General features: G+C 70.9%; 16 protein-coding genes. 14 read left to right on the forward strand and 2 right to left on the reverse strand.

Annotated features, from left to right (window positions below):
• Nucleotides 1–864 (forward strand): DUF3108 domain-containing protein (locus tag FFT10_RS12735; protein ID WP_162520785.1); only part of this gene is annotated, 864 nt, incomplete at its 5' end.
• 58 nt (nt 865–922) lie between these two features.
• The gene (locus FFT10_RS12740) at nt 923–1,711 is read left to right on the forward strand and encodes an enoyl-CoA hydratase (RefSeq protein WP_137733216.1); all 789 of its coding nucleotides are present in this window, start codon (nt 923–925) and stop codon (nt 1,709–1,711) included.
• A 12-nt stretch (nt 1,712–1,723) separates the two neighbouring features.
• Here FFT10_RS12740 and FFT10_RS12745 read toward each other — a convergent pair whose 3' ends face one another.
• Entirely contained in the window at nt 1,724–2,290 is a 567-nt protein-coding gene (locus FFT10_RS12745) for a pyridoxamine 5'-phosphate oxidase family protein (RefSeq protein ID WP_137733217.1), read from the reverse strand.
• 19 nt (nt 2,291–2,309) lie between these two features.
• Complete coding sequence (gene lysS / locus FFT10_RS12750) at nt 2,310–3,860, reverse strand: lysine--tRNA ligase (protein WP_137733218.1); 1,551 nt, start codon at nt 3,858–3,860, stop codon at nt 2,310–2,312.
• 172 nt (nt 3,861–4,032) lie between these two features.
• Here lysS and FFT10_RS12755 point away from each other — a divergent pair, with 172 nt between their 5' ends.
• Genes FFT10_RS12755 through FFT10_RS12810 form a run of 12 tightly spaced genes read left to right on the forward strand, consistent with a single transcriptional unit; the run spans nt 4,033 to nt 17,297 of the window.
• Nucleotides 4,033–5,094: a Gfo/Idh/MocA family protein gene (locus FFT10_RS12755; RefSeq protein ID WP_137733219.1), complete on the forward strand. Its 1,062-nt coding sequence runs from the start codon at nt 4,033–4,035 to the stop codon at nt 5,092–5,094.
• A complete protein-coding gene (locus tag FFT10_RS12760) occupies nt 5,094–5,675 on the forward strand; it encodes an acyltransferase (RefSeq protein WP_137733220.1) in 582 nt (193 codons plus the stop codon). Before FFT10_RS12755 ends, FFT10_RS12760 begins: the two co-directional genes overlap by 1 nt.
• Nucleotides 5,676–5,680: 5 nt before the next feature.
• Complete coding sequence (locus tag FFT10_RS12765) at nt 5,681–6,796, forward strand: DegT/DnrJ/EryC1/StrS family aminotransferase (RefSeq protein ID WP_137733221.1); 1,116 nt, start codon at nt 5,681–5,683, stop codon at nt 6,794–6,796.
• A gap of 16 nt (nt 6,797–6,812) precedes the next feature.
• Nucleotides 6,813–8,039 (forward strand): oligosaccharide flippase family protein, encoded by a 1,227-nt coding sequence (locus FFT10_RS12770; RefSeq protein WP_137733222.1) that lies wholly within the window; start codon nt 6,813–6,815, stop codon nt 8,037–8,039.
• Nucleotides 8,036–8,641 carry an acyltransferase gene (locus tag FFT10_RS12775; RefSeq protein WP_137733223.1) on the forward strand — a complete coding sequence of 202 codons (606 nt, stop codon included), beginning with the start codon at nt 8,036–8,038 and terminating at the stop codon, nt 8,639–8,641. Before FFT10_RS12770 ends, FFT10_RS12775 begins: the two co-directional genes overlap by 4 nt.
• A complete protein-coding gene (locus FFT10_RS12780) occupies nt 8,638–9,720 on the forward strand; it encodes a glycosyltransferase (protein WP_137733224.1) in 1,083 nt (360 codons plus the stop codon). The genes FFT10_RS12775 and FFT10_RS12780 overlap by 4 nt, the downstream gene beginning before the upstream one ends.
• Nucleotides 9,717–10,934 (forward strand): glycosyltransferase family 4 protein, encoded by a 1,218-nt coding sequence (locus tag FFT10_RS12785; protein ID WP_137733225.1) that lies wholly within the window; start codon nt 9,717–9,719, stop codon nt 10,932–10,934. Before FFT10_RS12780 ends, FFT10_RS12785 begins: the two co-directional genes overlap by 4 nt.
• Nucleotides 10,931–11,653: a class I SAM-dependent methyltransferase gene (locus FFT10_RS12790; RefSeq protein WP_137733226.1), complete on the forward strand. Its 723-nt coding sequence runs from the start codon at nt 10,931–10,933 to the stop codon at nt 11,651–11,653. Before FFT10_RS12785 ends, FFT10_RS12790 begins: the two co-directional genes overlap by 4 nt.
• A 6-nt stretch (nt 11,654–11,659) precedes the next feature.
• Nucleotides 11,660–12,847, forward strand: a complete 1,188-nt coding sequence (locus FFT10_RS12795) for a DegT/DnrJ/EryC1/StrS family aminotransferase (RefSeq protein WP_137733227.1) — start codon at nt 11,660–11,662, stop codon at nt 12,845–12,847.
• Nucleotides 12,848–12,878: 31 nt separating this feature from the next.
• Nucleotides 12,879–13,475: a sugar transferase gene (locus tag FFT10_RS12800; protein ID WP_137733228.1), complete on the forward strand. Its 597-nt coding sequence runs from the start codon at nt 12,879–12,881 to the stop codon at nt 13,473–13,475.
• A 7-nt stretch (nt 13,476–13,482) separates the two neighbouring features.
• Nucleotides 13,483–15,360 (forward strand): polysaccharide biosynthesis protein, encoded by a 1,878-nt coding sequence (locus FFT10_RS12805; RefSeq protein WP_137733229.1) that lies wholly within the window; start codon nt 13,483–13,485, stop codon nt 15,358–15,360.
• A 53-nt stretch (nt 15,361–15,413) separates the two neighbouring features.
• Nucleotides 15,414–17,297 carry an acyltransferase family protein gene (locus tag FFT10_RS12810; RefSeq protein ID WP_137733230.1) on the forward strand — a complete coding sequence of 628 codons (1,884 nt, stop codon included), beginning with the start codon at nt 15,414–15,416 and terminating at the stop codon, nt 17,295–17,297.
• Nucleotides 17,298–17,320: the final 23 nt, after the last annotated feature.

Here is a 17,320-nt window from a genome sequence, read left to right on the forward strand (position 1 = left end):
GTGCTGGCGCAGGCTGTGCCCGCCGTGCCGGAGGCGGCCCCCGAGCCCGAGCCCCGCGCGTCGACCGCGGCCAGCGCCGCGCTGGCCGCGGCCGCCGCCGTGCCGGTGCCCGACCAGTTGCCGGCGCTGGCTGCACCGCCTGCGCCGGCCACCGCTGCCGTGGCCGTGGCCGATGCCGCCGCCTCGGCCGCCGCGCCGGCCTTCGCCTGGCCACCCTCCACCCGGCTCAGCTACAAGCTGCTTGGCAACTACCGTGGCCCGGTGGAAGGCGCGGCCCAGGTCGAGTGGCTGCGCCAGGGCAGCCGCTACCAGGTGCACCTGTCCACGGCGATCGGGCCGGTGCTGTCGCGCCACATCACCAGCGAGGGCGAGCTCACCGCCCAGGGCCTGGCGCCGCGGCGCTTCGACGGCGAGCAGAAGGTGCTGTTCCGCAGCCCGCGGCGCTGGCAGCTGCGCTTCGGGCCCGATCTGGTGGTGCTGTCCGACGGCAAGGAAGTGCCGCAGCAGCCCGGCGCGCAGGACGAGGCCAGCCAGTTCGTGCAGCTGACCTGGCTGTTCACCACCCAGCCGCACAAGCTGCGGGTGGGCGGCGCGGTGGAGATGCCGCTGGCCATCAGCCGCAAGCTCGAGCGCTGGATCTACGACGTGGTGGGCGAGGAGACGCTGCGCTTCCCCTTCGGCGAGGTGCCCACCTTCCACCTGAAGCCGCGGCGCGCGGCGGCCGCTGGCGACCTGACGCCCGAGATCTGGATCGCGCCGACGCTGCAGTACCTGCCGGTGCGCATCCTGATCCGCGATGGTGGCGACAACTGGATCGACCTGGCGCTGGAGCAGCCGCCGATGCAGGCCGCCCCGGCGAAATAGCCCGCCGGCGATCGGTTAGATTGCGGCGCACCTGTTGCAAGACTCCTGCGGAGACACCATGAGCTACGAGAACATACTGGTTGACGTGCGCGGCGACGGCGCCGTGCGCACCGGCCTGATCACCCTGAACCGGCCCAAGGCGCTGAATGCGCTGAACGACGGCCTGATGGACGAGCTGGGCGCGGCGCTGAAGGCCTTCGATGCCGACGCCGGCATCGGCGCCATCGTGATCACCGGCAGCGAGAAGGCCTTTGCCGCCGGCGCCGACATCGGCGTGCTGGCCCAGCATGACTTCGTCAGCGCCTACACCAGCGACCTGATCACCCGCAACTGGGAGACCATCCGCACGATCCGCAAGCCGGTGATCGCGGCGGTGGCCGGCTTCGCGCTGGGCGGCGGCTGCGAGCTGGCGATGATGTGCGACATCGTGATCGCCGCCGACACGGCCAAGTTCGGCCAGCCCGAGATCAAGCTGGGCATCATCCCCGGCGCCGGCGGCACGCAGCGCCTGCCGCGGGCCATCGGCAAGGCCAAGGCCATGGACCTGGTGCTGACCGCCCGCATGATGGATGCGGTGGAAGCCGAGCGTGCCGGTCTGGTCTCGCGCATCGTGCCCGCCGACAAGCTGCTGGACGAGGCGCTGGGCGCCGCCGCCGCCATCAATGCCCTGGGCGGCCCCAGCGTGCTGGCGGCCAAGGAGTGCGTGAACCGCGCCTACGAGGGCGGGCTGAACGACGGCATCCTGGTGGAACGTCGCCTGTTCCACGCGCTGTTCGGCACCGCCGACCAGAAGGAAGGCATGGACGCCTTCCTCAACAAGCGCAAGCCGGCGTTCAAGCGGGCCTGAGCCTTCGGCGGCCTACGGGGTGACCCAGTGGCCGTTGCCGTCGGCGTCGAACAGCGCCCGGCGGTGGCCTTCCGGGTGCAGTTCCAGCCAGTCCATCCTCTGGACATCGGCCCGCACCACGGCAAAGTGGTTGCGGCTGTCGCGGTCGGGCGCGGGCGGCGGCGTGCCACCGGTCAGCGGCGCGCCCGGCGGCAGCGGCGACAGGTAGTCCTGCGCCGCGGGGCTCATCTTCAGCCGGGCCCAGCGCGACGAGACCGCCAGCCCGCTGGTGTCCAGCGCCAGCCGCACCCGCAGCCGCAGCTGCCAGCCCAGCGCCGGGCTCCAGAAGAGCAGGGCCGCCTGGGGTTGCGACCTGATCTGCGCCACCTTGGACGAGCGGGCGTCGGTGAAGAACATCAGCGTACGGGTGTCGACATCGACCTCGCGCAGCACCACGCTGCGCAGATCCGCCACATCGCCGTCCACCGTGGCCAGGCCCATCACCCGCCAGGCATGGGCCTTGTCCCGGGTGCTGGCGGCCAGCTGCTGCCAGCAGGCCTGGTGGATGGCGGTCAGGTCGTCGAGGCGGGGCGTGGTCATGGTGCTGCCCCGCTCCGGCTCAGCCTTCGCGCCGCAGCGCGGGGAACAGGATCACGTCGCGGATGCTGGCGCTGTCGGTGATCAGCATCATCAGGCGGTCGATGCCGATGCCGCAACCACCGGCCGGTGGCATGCCGTACTCCAGCGCGCGGATGAAGTCGGCGTCGTAGTACATCGCCTCCTCGTCCCCGGCATCCTTGTTGGCCACCTGGGCCTGGAAGCGGGCGGCCTGGTCCTCGGCGTCGTTCAGCTCGCTGAAGCCGTTGCCGAACTCGCGGCCGGTGATGAACAGCTCGAAGCGCTCGGTGATGCCCGGGTTGCTGTCGGAGGCGCGGGCCAGCGGGCTCACTTCCACCGGGTAGTCGATGATGAAGGTGGGCTGCCACAGCTTGTCTTCCACCGCCGCCTCGAACAGGCCGAACTGCAGCTGCGACAGGCCCCAGTGCTTGGGCGGCTCCTCGCCCAGCGCCTTCAGGGCGGCGTGCACGGCGTCGGCCGAGTCGGCTTGCTCGGGCGTCAGCCCGGCATGCGCCACCAGGCTGTCGCGCACGCTCAGCCGGGCAAACGGCTGGTCCAGCGCCACCGGCTTGCCGGCATAGGTCACCGCGGCCGAGCCGGTGGCGGCCACCGCCGCATGGCGCAGCAGCGATTCGGTGAAGTCCATCAGATCATGGTGCGTCCAGTAGGCCGCATAGAACTCCATCATCGTGAACTCGGGGTTGTGGCGGACGCTGATCCCCTCGTTGCGGAAGTTGCGGTTGATCTCGAACACCCGCTCGAAGCCGCCCACCAGCAGGCGCTTGAGGTACAGCTCGGGCGCGATGCGCAGGAACATTTCCTGGTCCAGCGCGTTGTGGTGGGTGATGAAGGGCTTGGCATTGGCACCGCCGGGGATGGGGTGCAGCATCGGCGTCTCCACCTCCAGGAAGCCGTGGTCCACCATGAAGCCGCGGATCGAGCTGACGGCCTTGCTGCGGGCCACGAAGCGGGTGCGGGCATGCTCATCGGCGATCAGGTCGACATAGCGCTGGCGGTACTTCTGCTCCTGGTCGGCCATGCCGTGGAACTTGTCGGGCAGCGGCCGCAGGCTCTTGGTCAGCAGACGCAGGCTGGTCACCTTGACCGACAGCTCGCCGGTGCGGGTCTTGAACAGCGTGCCGCTGGCACCCAGGATGTCGCCCAGGTCGCTGTGCTTGAAGGCGTCGTAGGCCGCCTCGCCCAGCGCATCACGGCTGATGAACAGCTGGATGCGGCCGTGGGTGGTGCCGAACGAGCCGTCCTGCACCGTCGCGAAGCTGGCCTTGCCCATGATGCGCTTGAGCATCATGCGACCGGCCAGGGCCACGGCGATGCCCTGCGGCTCCAGCGACTCGTTGTCGAGTGCGCCGTACTGCGCCTGCAGGTCGGCGGCGTGGTGCGTGGGCTTGAAATCGTTGGGGAAGACGGCGGTGCCCGCGGCCTGGTGCTGGGCGCGCAGGGCGGCCAGCTTCTCGCGCCGCTCGGTCACCAGCTTGTTCTCGTCGGCGCCCGGCTCGAGGGTGGGGGCGTGCGGTGCGTGGGGGGTGGTCATGGGGCGGGCCGGGCTCGGGGGAAACCGCAAATTGTAGGCAGTGCGCCGTCGCGGCCCACGGCCCGCCGGGCCGGCAGCACCCCTGCGCGATAATTGCGCACCCTGGGCCACCGGCCCATGCCCCCTGCGTGCCCGCTGCCGATCCCTGCAGCCGGCGCCTCGCCACCGCCCCATGCACCTGCACCATCCCGCCATCACCGACCGCAAGCTGCGCTTTGCCCTGGCCGGCTGCGGCCGCATTGCGGCCAACCACATGGAATCGATCGCGCGCCATGCCGACCGGGCCGAACTGGTGGCGGTGTGCGACTCCGACCCCGCCGCGCTGGCGGCGGCGGTGCAGAAGACCGGCGCCCGCGGTTTCGCCCGCTACGAGCAGATGCTGGCCGAATCGGCCGCCGACTGCGTGGTGCTGGCCACGCCCAGCGGCCTGCATGCCCGCCAGGTGACCGAGGCCGCCCAGGCCGGCCTGCATGTGATGACCGAAAAGCCGATGGCCACCCGCTGGGCCGACGGCCTGGCCATGGTCAAGGCCTGCGACGAAGCCCGGGTGCGGCTGTTCGTCGTCAAGCAGAACCGCCGCAACCGCACGCTGCAACTGCTGCGCCAGGCGCTGCAGGCCGGGCGCTTCGGCCGGCTGTACATGGTCACCGTCAACGTGTTCTGGAGCCGGCCGCAGAGCTACTACGACTCGGCCGCCTGGCGTGGCACCTGGGAGTTCGACGGCGGCGCCTTCATGAACCAGGCCAGCCACTACATCGACCTGCTGGACTGGCTGGTCGGCCCGGTGGAGAGCGTGATGGCCTACACCGGCACCCTGGCCCGCCACATCGAGGTGGAAGACACCGGCGTGGCCGCGCTGCGCTGGCGCAATGGCGCGATGGGCTCGGTCAATGTCACCATGCTGACGCACCCGAAGAACCTGGAAGGCTCGATCACCGTGCTGGGCGAGCACGGCAGCGTGCGCATCGGCGGTGTGGCGGTGAACAAGGTCGAGCACTGGGAGTTTGCCGAACCGCACGCCATGGACGCCGGCCTGGACGATGCAAGCTACCAGACCACCTCGGTCTACGGCCATGGCCACCCGCTGTACTACGACAACGTGATCCGCACGCTGCGTGGCGAGTGCGAGCCCGAGACCGATGGCCGCGAGGGCTTGAAGTCGCTGGAACTGCTGATCGCCATGTACCGCAGCGCGCGCGATGGCGCCAAGGTCAACCTGCCCCTCGAATACTGATGGCAACGACCACCATCCACCCCAGCGCCATCGTCGACGACGGTGCCCAGCTCGGCGAGGGCTGCCGCGTCTGGCACTGGGTGCACATCTCGGGCGGCGCCCGCATCGGGCGCGGCTGCAGCCTCGGCCAGGGCGTGTTCGTGGGCAACGACGTGGTGATCGGCGACAACGTCAAGATCCAGAACAACGTCAGCGTCTACGACGCGGTGACGTTGGAGGACGACGTGTTCTGCGGCCCCAGCATGGTGTTCACCAACGTGCACAACCCGCGCAGCGCGGTGGTGCGCAAGAACGAGTACCGGCGCACGCTGGTCCGCCGTGGCGCCACGCTGGGCGCCAACTGCACCATCGTCTGCGGCACCACGGTCGGCGCGCATGCCTTCGTCGGCGCCGGCGCCGTGGTCAGCCGCGATGTGCCCGACTTCGCGCTGATGGTGGGCGTCCCGGCGAAGCAGATCGGCTGGATGAGCCGGCATGGCGAGCGCCTGGCCCTGCCGCTGCACGGCGACGCCGAGGCTGCCTGCCCCGCCACCGGCGAGCGCTACCGCCTGGCCGGCAACCAGCTGACCCTGATCGACTGAACCCCATGCAATTCACCGACCTCAAGACCCAGTACACCGCGCTGAAGGCCGACATCGACGCCCGCATCCAGCGGGTGCTGGACCACGGCCAGTACATCATGGGCCCCGAGGTGAAGGAGATGGAGCAGGCCCTGGCAGCGCGCACCGGCGCCGCCCACTGCGTGGCGGTGGCCAGTGGCACCGAGGCGCTGCTGATCGCGCTGATGGCCATCGGCCTGAAGCCGGGCGACGAGGTCATCACCACGCCGTTCACCTTTGCCGCCACCGCCGAGGTCATCGTGCTGCTGGGCGGCAAGCCGGTCTACGTGGACATCCAGCCCGACACCTGCAACATCGATGCAGCGCTGATCGAAGCCAAGGTGACGCCCCGCACCCGGGCGATCATGCCGGTCAGCCTGTACGGCCAGGTGGCCGACATGGACGCGATCAACGCCATCGCCGCCAGGCACAACCTGGTCGTGATCGAGGATGCCGCGCAGAGCTTTGGCGCGACATACCAGGGCAAGCAGAGCTGCAATGTCAGCACCATCGCCGCCACCAGCTTCTTCCCCAGCAAGCCGCTGGGCTGCTATGGCGACGGCGGCGCGCTGTTCACCATCGATGCCGCGCTGGCGCAGGCGATGCGCGAGATCCGCGTGCATGGGCAGAGCGGCCGGTACCACCACACCCGCGTGGGCGTGGGCGGGCGCATGGACACACTGCAATGCGCCGTCATCCTGGGCAAGCTGCCGCGCTTCAGCTGGGAGCTGGAGCGCCGCCAGGCCCTGGCTGCACGCTACAGCCGGCTGATCCTGGCCAGCGGCGCGCCAGTGCAACTGCTGGCGGTGCGGCCGGACCGCGATTGCGTCTGGGCCCAGTACACCGTGATGGTCGACAACCGCCCGGCCGTGCAGGCCGCGCTGCAGGCCGCCGGCGTGCCCACGGCCGTGCACTACCCCAAGTCGCTGCACCACCAGCCGGCCTATGCCGCCGACTGCTGCCCCGATTGCAACCCGCACAGCATCGCCGCTGGCCAGCGGGTGCTGAGCCTGCCGATGAGCGCGGATCTCACCGAGGCCGACCAGGACCGCGTGGTGGCCGCGCTGGCCCAGGCCTGCGCCACGGCGATGGCCACGGCCTGAGCGCCACGCCATCCGCATGCGCCGCGCGGTGCTCACCCTGCTGGCCGGCGGCCTGCTGGCGCAGGCGCTGCCGCTGCTGCTGGGCCCCTGGCTGACGCGGCTCTACAGCCCGGCCGAGTTCGGCGTCTACCACCTGTTCGCCGCGGTGGCGGCCAATGCCGCGGTGGTGGCCTGCGCGCGCTACGAGTTCGCGCTGCCGCTGGCCGCCGACGAGGCCGAGGCCACCGCCCTGCGTGCGTTGTGCCAGCGGCTGCTGGTCGCCAGCATGGCGTTGGCAGCGGTCGGCGGTGTGGCCTGGGCGGTGGTGTCGGGCCAGGCCTGGCCGCTGTGGCTGCCCGCCGCGGTGGGCGCGCTGGGCCTGGTGTCGCTGGCCACGCTGAACGCCACCCGCGCCCAGCGCTTCCGCGGCCTGGCAGTCGCCCGTGTGGTGCAGCACGGCGGCGGCGCGTTGCTGCAACTGGCGGCCGGCCTGCTGCATGCCGGGGTGGTGGGGCTGATCGTCGCCCCCATTGCCGCAGCGCTGGCCGCGGTGGCGGCGCTGGGCTGGCCCGGGCCGGCGCAGGCGGCGCGGACGCAATGGCAGTCCGTCGCCCGGCTGCACCGCAGCTTCCCGATCCTGAACACGCCCCATGCCTTCCTGGGCGCACTGCAGGACACGCTGGCCGTCGCCCTGATCGCCGGCAGCCTGGGGCCGGCGGCCGCCGGTGCCTGGGGTCTGGCGCTGCGCTACCTGAAGGCGCCGGCCACGCTGGTGGGCGGCGCGGTGTCGCAGGCGCTGTACCCGCGGCTGACGCCGGCCAGCGGCCAGGCGGGAGGCTGCACCGCCGCCGGTCGGGCCCTGGTGCTGCGCACCATGCTGCTGCTGGCTGCACTGGCCGCGCCGTTGGTGGCCGTGCTGTGGTGGCTGGGCCCCGCGTTGTTCACCTGGGCCTTCGGGCCCGACTGGGCCGATGCCGGCCTGCTGGCGCGGGCGCTGGCGGTCTACATCGGCCTGCACTTCATCGCGTCGCCGCTGGGTGTGGTGACGATGGCCTGGCAGGCCCAGGCCTGGGCGCTGAAGCTGGCCCTGGTGGGGCAGGCGGTGTTCGTGGCGGCGCTGGCCGGCGGCCTGGCCTGGGGCGGGCTGGCCGGGGCTGGCTGGGCGGTGTCGGGCGCGATGGCGCTGTACTTCGGTTGGTACTTCAGCCGGCTGGCGACCTGGCCATTGGATGTGCCACCAGCCGTGGCGGGGGCGACACCATGAACGCCTGGCGTGGCCACTTGAACCGCTGGCGCCGGCGCATTGCGCAGTTGCTGCTGCACCGTGTGGTGTTCGGCGAGCTGTCGCAGGGCCGCTGGCTGCCCCACACCCGCATCGCGCCCAGCACCTGCATCGAGCATGACGACCGGCTGGCCCTGGCTGACCATGTGTTCATCGGCGCCTTCAACTTCATCGAGGCCAGCGGCGGCGTGACGGTGGGCGAGGGCGTGCAGATCACCCACCATGTCAGCATCGTCACCCACAGCTCGCACCGGGCGCAGCGGCTGCTGGCCAAGGCCTATGTGCTGTGGCCGGCGGGCCAGCCGCGGCCAGGCTGGGTGGCCGGGCCGGTGGCCATCGGGCCCTGGTGCTTCATCGGCCCGCACAGCCTGCTGGAGCCGGGCACCACGCTGGGCGCCGGCTGCATCGTGCGCGCCGGCAGCGTGCTGCGGGGCGACTACCCGGCCCACAGCCTGATCGCCGGCAACCCGGCGGTGGTGGTGGGTGATGCCCGCACTGGCGACCAGCGCTGGCTGGAGGCCGAACCCGGCTTGCGCGCCGATTACGAGGCCTGGGCCGCGGCGCGCCCGGCGGAGCCCGCATGAAGCTGGTGCTGCTGGGCGATGGCGAGAGCCCGCACCTGCTGAAGTGGGCGCGGGCGCTGGCGCCGCAGGTGGAGCTGTGGGCGGCGTCGTCACGCGGCTTCGCGCCGGATTTTGACGCCCTGGTGCCAACGTCGCGCCGCCTGGCGCTGGACACCCGGCCCGACTTCGAGGGCGGCAACGCCGGCCTGCTGCGCCAGCTGCCGCGCCTGGCCGCCTGGCTGAAGACGGCGCAGCCGGACTGGATCCATGCCCACTACCTGACTTCCCACGGCACGCTGGCCTGGCTGGCCACCCGGTTGTTGGGCGCGCCGGGCCGGCTGGTGGGCTCGGCCTGGGGCTCGGACATCCTGGTCACGCCCGACCGCAGCCCGCTGCTGCGCTGGCTGACCACGCGGGTGCTGCGCGCCTGCGTGCTGACGACCAGCGATTCCCAGGTGATGGCAGAGCGCATGCGGGCGTTGGGTGCCGGCGAGGTGATGACCTTTCCCTTCGGCCTGGAGGCCCTGCCGCCGGCGCCCGGCGCCAAGCAGGACCACCTGGTCTTCGCCAACCGCGGCCTGGAGACCCTCTACGACCCCGGCCGTGTGCTGCGGCTGTTCGCCGGCCTGGCCGCCGCCTGGCCCGATGCCCAGTTGGTGGTGGCCAACAGCGGATCGCTGGCGCAGGCGCTGCAGCAGCAGGCGGCCGACCTGGGCGTGGCCGACCGGGTGCGCTTCATCGGCCGGGTCGACGCCACCACCCAGGCCGGCTGGTATGCCCAGGCCCGCTGGTACGTGAGCCTGCCGGCCAGCGATTCGGTCTCGGTGTCGGTGCTGGAGGCGCTGGCCCATGGCTGCATCCCCATCCTGTCGGACCTGCCGGCCAACCGGGAACTGGTGCGACACGGCGACAACGGCTGGATCGCGGTCGGCAGCAGCCTGCCCACCGTGGCTGATCTGCAGCCGCTGTTGAACCGTGCGGACACCATCGCCGCGGCCAACCACGCCTGGGTGGCCGAGAACGCGCTGTTCGGCCCCAGCGTCAGCGCCTTCCTGGCCCAGCTTCGGGCGCTGGATGCCAACCGGCATCTCCCGTCATGAACATCCTTTACCTCAACCACTACGCCGGCAGCCCGGCGCTGGGCATGGAGTACCGGCCCTACTACCTGGCGCGGGAGTGGGTGCGCGCCGGCCACCGGGTGCAGGTGGTGGCAGCCGATTTCTCCCATGTGCGGGCGCGCCAGCCGCAAGCCGGTGACCAGACCATCGATGGCATCGCCTACCGCTGGCTGCCCACGCCGCCCTACCAGGGCAATGGCCTGGGCCGGGTGAAGAACATCTGGGCCTTCTGCCGCCAGGTGTGGGCCATGGCCGACCGGCTGGTGGCCGAGTTTCAGCCCGATGCGGTGATCGCCAGCAGCACCTATCCGATGGACATCTGGGTGGCTCGGCGCATCGCGCGCAAGGCCAGGGCGCGGCTGGTGTTCGAGGTGCACGACCTGTGGCCGCTGAGCCCGATCGAGCTGTCGGGCATGTCGCCGCGCCACCCGTTCATCCGCCTGGTGCAGAAGGCCGAGGACGATGCCTACCGCGATGCCGACGTGGTGGTCAGCATGTTGCCCAAGGTGCACAGCTACATGGCCAGCCGCGGGCTGGACCTGGCCAAGCTGACCATCGTGCCCAACGGCATCACGCTCGACGAGTGGCAGGGCACGCCGGCGCCGCTGCGCGACGACGTGGCTCGGGCCATCGCCGAGCGCCGCGCCGCTGGGCACACGGTGGTGGGCTATGCCGGGTCGATGGGCCTGCCGAATGCGCTGGACCATCTGCTGGATGCTGCCAAGGCGCTGCAGGGCGATCGGCTGGCCATCGTGATGGTGGGCGACGGCCATGAGCGCGCCCGCCTGGCGCAGCGCGTGGCCGACGAGGGGCTGCCCAACGTGACGATGCTGCCGCCCATCCCCAAGGCGCAGATCCCGTCGCTGCTGGCGGCCATCGACATCGCCTTCATCGGCTGGCAGCGGGTGCCGATCTACCGCTTCGGCATCGCGCCGAACAAGCTGATGGACTACATGATGGCCGGCTGCGCCGTGCTGCACAGCGTGGAGGCCGGCAACGACCCGGTGGCCGAGAGCGGTTGCGGCCTGACGGTGGCGCCGGAATCGGCCACCGCCATCGCCGACGGCCTGCGCCGCCTGGCCGCGCTGCCGGCCGCCGAGCGCCAGGCCATGGGCGAACGCGGCCGCGCCTTCGTGCTGGCGTACCACACCTACCCGGTGCTGGCCCAGTGCTTCATCCAGGCGATGCAGCGATGAGCAGCGATCCCGCCGACGAGACCCGGGCCGTGGCCGAGCGCTACGCCCGCCGCGCGCCGCCCGGCCGCTACAGCATGCTGCAGCCCGACGTGTGGCAGACGGTGCAGGAGCGCCAGCGCGCGATGCTGCGGCTGTTCCACCACCAGGGCCTGACCGACCTGCCGGTCCTGCGGGTGCTGGAGGTGGGCTGCGGCGCCGGCGGCAACCTGCTGGAGCTGCTGCGCCTGGGCTTTGATCCCGCCAAGCTCGCCGGCGCCGAGCTGCTGCCCGACCGCCTGGCCCAGGCCCGGGCGGTGCTGCCGGCGGCCGTCACCCTGCATGCGGGCGATGCCAGCCAGTTGCCGATCGCCGCGGGCAGCCAGCACATCGTGCTGCAGAGCACGGTGTTCAGCTCGCTGCTGGACGATGCCTTCCAGCAGCAGCTGGCATCGGCGATGTGGCGCTGGGTGGCGCCTGGTGGCGGCGTGCTGTGGTACGACTTCACCGTCAACAACCCGCGCAACCGCGATGTGCGCGGCGTGCCGCTGGCACGGCTGCGGCAGCTGTTTCCGCAGGCGATCATCACCCACCGCCGGGTGACGCTGGCGCCGCCGCTGGCGCGGCCGCTGTGCAGGCTGTACCCGGCGCTGTACACCGTGGCCAATGCGCTGCCGCTGCTGCGCACCCATGTGCTGGCCTGGGTGGGCAAGCCCAACAACCACCCGGGTGGCACCGGATAATCGGGCATGGCTGCTCCATCCCTTCCGTTCCTTCCGTTTGCCCTGCCCGAAATCGGCGAGGACGACATCGCCGAGGTCGTCGACACGCTGCGCAGCGGCTGGGTGACCACCGGCCCCAAGGCCAAGCGCTTCGAGGCCGACTTCCAGGCCTGGCTGGGTGATGCCGGCGACAACGCCGAGGGCCTGCACTGCATCGCCGTCAACTCGGCCACCGCCGGTCTGCACCTGGCGCTGGAGGCCATCGGCATCGGCCCGGGCGACGAGGTCATCACCACCACCCACACCTTCACCGCCACCGCCGAGGTGGTGCGCTACCTGGGCGCCGACGTGAAGCTGGTCGACATCGACCCGGCCACGCTGAACATCGACCCGGCCGGGGTCGAGGCGGCGATCACCCCGCAGACCAAGGCCATCATCCCGGTGCACTACGCCGGCCTGGCCGCCGACATGCCGGCCATCGGGGCGATCGCCAGGAAGCATGGGCTGAAGGTGGTGGAAGACGCCGCCCATGCCCTGCCCACCACCAGCGCCGGCCGCCGCGTGGGCACGCTGGACAGCGACGCCACGGTGTTCAGCTTCTATGCCAACAAGACCATCACCACGGGTGAGGGCGGCATGCTGGTCACCCGCGATGCGGCCCTGGCCAAGCGCGCCCGGGTGATGCGCCTGCACGGCATGAGCCGCGACGCCTTCGACCGCTTCACTGCCACCGTGCCCAGCTGGTACTACGAGATCGTGGCGCCGGGCTTCAAGTACAACCTGACCGACATCGCCGCGGCGCTGGGCATCCACCAGTTGAAGAAGGCACATGCCTTTGCCGCGCGGCGGGCGGCGATTGCGGCCCGCTACAACGCGGCCTTTGCCGACCTGCCGGTCATCACCGCGCCGGTGGCACCTGCTGGCGAACTGCATCCCTGGCACCTGTATGTGCTGCGCCTGCTGCCGGCGGCGGGCATCGCGCGCGATGCCTTCATCGAGCGGCTGTTTGCGCTGGGCATCGGTTGCAGCGTGCACTACATCCCGCTGCACCTGCAGCCCTACTGGCGCGACCGCTATGCGCTGCGGGCCGATGATTTCCCCGCCAGCCAGCAGGCCTACGAACAGATGCTGAGCTTGCCGGTCTACAGCCGCATGACCGATGCCGACACCCAGCGCGTGATCGCCGCCGTGCGTGGCCTGCTGGCGCCGGCCTGAACCGCTGCCGCCACCATCGATGGCCCTGACCATGGCCAAGCGCCTGTTCGACCTGATCGGCGCCAGCGCGGCGCTGCTGCTGCTGGCGCCGCTGCTGCTGCTGGTGGCGCTCGCGATCCGGCTGGATTCGCCCGGGCCGGTGTTCTTCCGCCAGGAGCGGGTGGGCCGCGGCGGCGTGCCGTTCCGCATCCACAAGTTCCGCACCATGCGGGTGGATGCGCCGGCCCTGGGCCCGCAGGTGACGGTGGGGCAGGATGCGCGCATCACCCGCGTGGGCCACTGGCTGCGTGACCGCCGCATCGACGAACTGCCGCAGTTCATCGACGTGCTGCTTGGCCGCATGAGCCTGGTGGGCCCGCGCCCCGAGGTGCCGCGCTTCGTGGCGCACTACCCGGTGGCACTGGCCGCCCAGGTGCTGGCGGTGCGGCCTGGCATCACCGATCCGGCGTCGCTCGCCCACATCGACGAGGCCAGCCTGCTGGCCGGCAGCGCCGACCCCGAGCGCACCTACATCGACCAGATCCTGCCGCACAAGCTGGCCTTGCAGGCCCAATACGCGGCCAGCGCCACGCTCTGGTCCGATCTGGCGGTGCTGGGCCGCACGCTGCGGGTGCTGCTGGCGCGCTGATCCCACCATGGTCACCATCTGGCACCGTCTCGACCGCTTCCTGGCCCGGCTGCGCCCGCACCGCGAGCCGCTGTCGCTGCTGATCGATGGCGCGGTGGTGGCCGTGGCCTGGAACGTGACCTACCTGTTCCGGCTGGGCTTCGAGCGCTGGATCAGCGCCCGGCCCGACTACGACGGCTGGGTGCTGCTGGGCGTGGTGCTGGCCTATGCGGCGGCCTTCAGCGCGCTGAAGGTGCCGCAGGGCATGTGGCGTTTCTCCGGCTTTGGCGAGGTCAAGCGCCTGGCGCTGGCCTGCCTGCTGGCCGGGCTGGCCAGCGCGGTGCTGGTGCTGATGATGCAGCTGACCAAGGTGCCGCGGGCGGTGCTGGCGCTGCACCCGGTGGTGGCGCTGATGGGCCTGGCCCTGGTGCGGCTGGGCTACCGCATGGTCTACGAGCATGCCCGCGCGCAGATCACCGGCAGCGACCGCGAGATCCGCCGGGCCATCGTGCTGGGCGCCGGCGAGGCCGCGCGCCGCCTGCTGGCCGGCATCCACCAGCAGGGCTGGATCGTGCTGGGCCTGCTGGACGATGACCCGGCGAAGCAAGGCGCGCGCATCGCCGGCCTGCCGGTGCTGGGGCCGCTGGCGGCGATCGCCGACAAGGCGGTGCGCGGGGCGGCCACCCATGTGATCGTGGCCATGCCGGCGGCCACGGCGGCGCAGCGCCGGCGCGCGCTGGAACTGGCCGCGCCCAGCGGCCTGCCGGTGCTGACCGTGCCCTCGGCTGGTGAGCTGCGTGACGGCCAGTCGGCCATCGAGCGCGTGCGCGACATCGAACCCGACGACCTGCTGGGCCGCGAGCCGGTGCAGCTGGACGAGGCCGGCATCGGCGCGGTGCTGGCCGGCAAGACGGTGCTGGTGACCGGCGCCGGCGGCAGCATCGGCAGCGAGCTGTGCCGCCAGCTGGCGCGCTTCCTGCCCGCGCGGCTGGTGCTGTACGAGCTGAGCGAGTTCAATCTCTACAGCATCGAGCAGGACCTGGGCCAGCGTTTTCCGCAGCTGCCGCTGGTGCGGGTGATCGGTGATGTGAAGGACCTGGCCCACCTGCAGCACACCTGCGCCCAGTGGCGGCCGCAGGTGGTGTTCCACGCCGCGGCCTTTAAGCATGTGCCGCTGATGGAGGAAGACCACAACGCGCTGGCGGCGCTGCGCAACAACACCCTGGGCACCTGGCATGCGGCGCGCGCCGCGGCCGAGGCGGGGGCCGAGCGCTTCGTGCTGATCAGCACCGACAAGGCGGTGAACCCCACCAACGTGATGGGCGCCACCAAGCGCGCGGCCGAGATGGTGGTCAGCATGATGGCCGCCGAGCACCCGGGCACGCGCTTCATGGCGGTGCGCTTCGGCAATGTGCTGGGCAGCAGCGGCAGCGTGATCCCGAAATTCAAGGAGCAGATCGCCCGCGGCGGACCGGTGACGGTCACGCACCCGGACATCATCCGCTACTTCATGACCATCCCCGAGGCTGCACGGCTGGTGCTGCAGGCTGCTGCCATCGGCGAGAGCGGCCAGGTGCTGGTGCTGGACATGGGCGAGCCGGTGAAGATCGTCGACCTGGCACGGGATCTGATCCGGTTGTCGGGTCGCACGGTGGACGAGATTCCGATCGTGTTCAGCGGGTTGCGGCCAGGCGAGAAGCTGTACGAGGAATTGCTGGCCGATACCGACAACAGCCTGCCGACCCGCATCCCCCGCTTGCGCATTGCCCGGCTGGACGCTCGCGACGAGGGCGTGCGCCAGCTGCTGGCCTGGGCCACCGCGGCCAGCGCGGCGCCGGCCGCGGTGCTGCGGGCGCGGCTGACCGAGACCGTGCCCGAGTACCTCGAGCCGGTTGACGGCCGATGAGCGGCAGGCCCGCCGCGCCATGCCAAGAACCCTTCAAGGTCCCTCCGACAACCATGAAATACAGACCTGAAGTCGACGGGCTGCGTGCCATCGCCGTGCTGTCCGTCATCCTGTTCCATGCCGGCTTCGAGTGGGTGCGGGGCGGCTATGTCGGTGTCGACATCTTCTTCGTCATCAGCGGCTACCTGATCACCACGCTGATCCTGTCCGAACATGCCGCTGGCCGCTTCTCGCTGGCGACCTTCTACGAGCGCCGGGCCCGCAGGATCCTGCCGGCCTTGTTCTTCGTCATGGCGGTGTGCATCCCGTTTGCATGGTTCTGGATGCTGCCCTACCAGTTGAAGGACTTTGCCAAGAGCGTGCTCAGCGTCCTGGTGTTCTCGTCGAACGTGCTGTTCTGGCGTGAGTCGGGCTACTTCGAGGCGGCCACCGAACTCAAGCCACTGCTGCACACCTGGAGCCTGGCGATCGAAGAGCAGTTCTATGTGGTGTTTCCGCTGGTGGTGATGGTCACCTGGCGGTTGGGGCGGCGTGCGCTGCCTGTGCTGGTGGTGCTGGCATTGATCACGAGCCTGGGCCTGGCGGAATGGGCATCCCGCAAGGGCATCATCGTGGCGAATTTCTATCTGCTGCCCACCCGCGCCTGGGAACTGCTGATCGGCTCGGCGGTGGCCATGTACCTGTTGCGCCACCCGCAGCGGCCGTCGCCGCTGGCCGGCGCAGGGGCGCTGCTGGGCCTGGTCATGGTGCTGTTCAGCATCCTGCGCTTCGACCGCACCACGCCCTTCCCCAGCCTGCTGGCGCTGGTGCCCACGGTGGGTGCGGCGCTGATGATCGTCTTTGCCCAGGCGGGTGGCCTGGTGTATCGCCTGCTGGCGTCGCCGCCGGCGGTGGGCATCGGCGTCATCAGCTACAGCGCCTACCTGTGGCACCAACCCCTGTTTGCGTTTGCGCGCCTGATGCTGCCCGACCCGTCCCGGCCGGGCTGGCTGTATGCAGCGCTGATCGCTGCCACCCTGGCACTGGGCTGGATCAGCTGGAAGCATGTGGAGCAGCCATTCCGCGGGCGTGGCTGGCTGTCGCGCAGGCAGGTGTTTCTCGGGGCCCTCGTCGGCTCGCTCGCCCTGGCCGCGGTGGCCGTGCCGATGGTCATGGCCAACGGCGTGATCAGCCGCTTCCCTGCCAAGGACCATTACCTGCTGTCGATCAGCCCAACCGAACTCGGGCGCTACACCGAGCGGCGCTTCCGCCAGGCCGAACGCCAGGCCTTCGACGCTGCAGGCGCATCGCCCCGTGTGCTGCTGGTGGGTGACAGCTATGCGCAGGACTTCCTCAACATGGTTGGCGAGAACGGCTTCATGGCGTCGGCCCAGATCGTCAGCCATCCGATTGCCGCGCGTTGCCCGAAGTACATCGGGCCAGATGACGTGGCGCCGCTGTACGCGGCCGCCGGCGAACACCTGGACGCCGCCTACTGCGCCGCCGAGGGCAACCTGCGTGATGTGCTGCCCCTGGTCCGGACCGCCGATGTGGTCATCCTCGCTGGCCAGTGGCGGACCTGGGAGGCGCAGCGCATCACGCAGACCGTGCAGTCGTTGGGCCTGCGGCCGCAGCAGCGGCTGATCATCATCGGCCGCAAGGATTTCGGCACCATCGCGCCGCTGTCCTACCTGGCCAACACCGAGGCCCAGCGCCTGGCGCTCACCAACCAGGTGCCGGCCATGAACGCCGAGGTCAACAGCCTGCTGCGCGCCAGTCTGCCGGCTGAGCAGTTTGTCGACGTGCAGCAGACGCTGTGTGGCGCCTCGGGTCGGTGCCGCATCTTCACCGCCGATGGCGCGCTGATCAGCTTCGATGGTGAGCACTTCACCCCCGATGGTGCGCGCCATGCCGGCCGGCTGGTGTTCGACCACCCGGCCCTGGCACCCTTGCGCTGACCGCGTCGGCAGCTTGCCAGCGT

Origin of the sequence: Pseudaquabacterium pictum (assembly GCF_005403045.1) — a bacterium.
Lineage (GTDB): Bacteria > Pseudomonadota > Gammaproteobacteria > Burkholderiales > Burkholderiaceae_C > Pseudaquabacterium > Pseudaquabacterium pictum.

Coding starts and splice junctions, on each gene's coding strand:
- FFT10_RS12745 (WP_137733217.1), bottom strand. CDS start 2,290: ATGACCACGCCCCGCCTCGACGACCTGACCGCCATCCACCAGGCCTGC.
- FFT10_RS12785 (WP_137733225.1), top strand. CDS start 9,717: ATGAACATCCTTTACCTCAACCACTACGCCGGCAGCCCGGCGCTGGGC.
- FFT10_RS12795 (WP_137733227.1), top strand. CDS start 11,660: ATGGCTGCTCCATCCCTTCCGTTCCTTCCGTTTGCCCTGCCCGAAATC.
- FFT10_RS12760 (WP_137733220.1), top strand. CDS start 5,094: ATGGCAACGACCACCATCCACCCCAGCGCCATCGTCGACGACGGTGCC.
- FFT10_RS12780 (WP_137733224.1), top strand. CDS start 8,638: ATGAAGCTGGTGCTGCTGGGCGATGGCGAGAGCCCGCACCTGCTGAAG.
- FFT10_RS12810 (WP_137733230.1), top strand. CDS start 15,414: ATGAAATACAGACCTGAAGTCGACGGGCTGCGTGCCATCGCCGTGCTG.
- lysS (WP_137733218.1), bottom strand. CDS start 3,860: ATGACCACCCCCCACGCACCGCACGCCCCCACCCTCGAGCCGGGCGCC.
- FFT10_RS12770 (WP_137733222.1), top strand. CDS start 6,813: ATGCGCCGCGCGGTGCTCACCCTGCTGGCCGGCGGCCTGCTGGCGCAG.
- FFT10_RS12765 (WP_137733221.1), top strand. CDS start 5,681: ATGCAATTCACCGACCTCAAGACCCAGTACACCGCGCTGAAGGCCGAC.
- FFT10_RS12775 (WP_137733223.1), top strand. CDS start 8,036: ATGAACGCCTGGCGTGGCCACTTGAACCGCTGGCGCCGGCGCATTGCG.
- FFT10_RS12805 (WP_137733229.1), top strand. CDS start 13,483: ATGGTCACCATCTGGCACCGTCTCGACCGCTTCCTGGCCCGGCTGCGC.
- FFT10_RS12790 (WP_137733226.1), top strand. CDS start 10,931: ATGAGCAGCGATCCCGCCGACGAGACCCGGGCCGTGGCCGAGCGCTAC.
- FFT10_RS12755 (WP_137733219.1), top strand. CDS start 4,033: ATGCACCTGCACCATCCCGCCATCACCGACCGCAAGCTGCGCTTTGCC.
- FFT10_RS12740 (WP_137733216.1), top strand. CDS start 923: ATGAGCTACGAGAACATACTGGTTGACGTGCGCGGCGACGGCGCCGTG.
- FFT10_RS12800 (WP_137733228.1), top strand. CDS start 12,879: ATGGCCAAGCGCCTGTTCGACCTGATCGGCGCCAGCGCGGCGCTGCTG.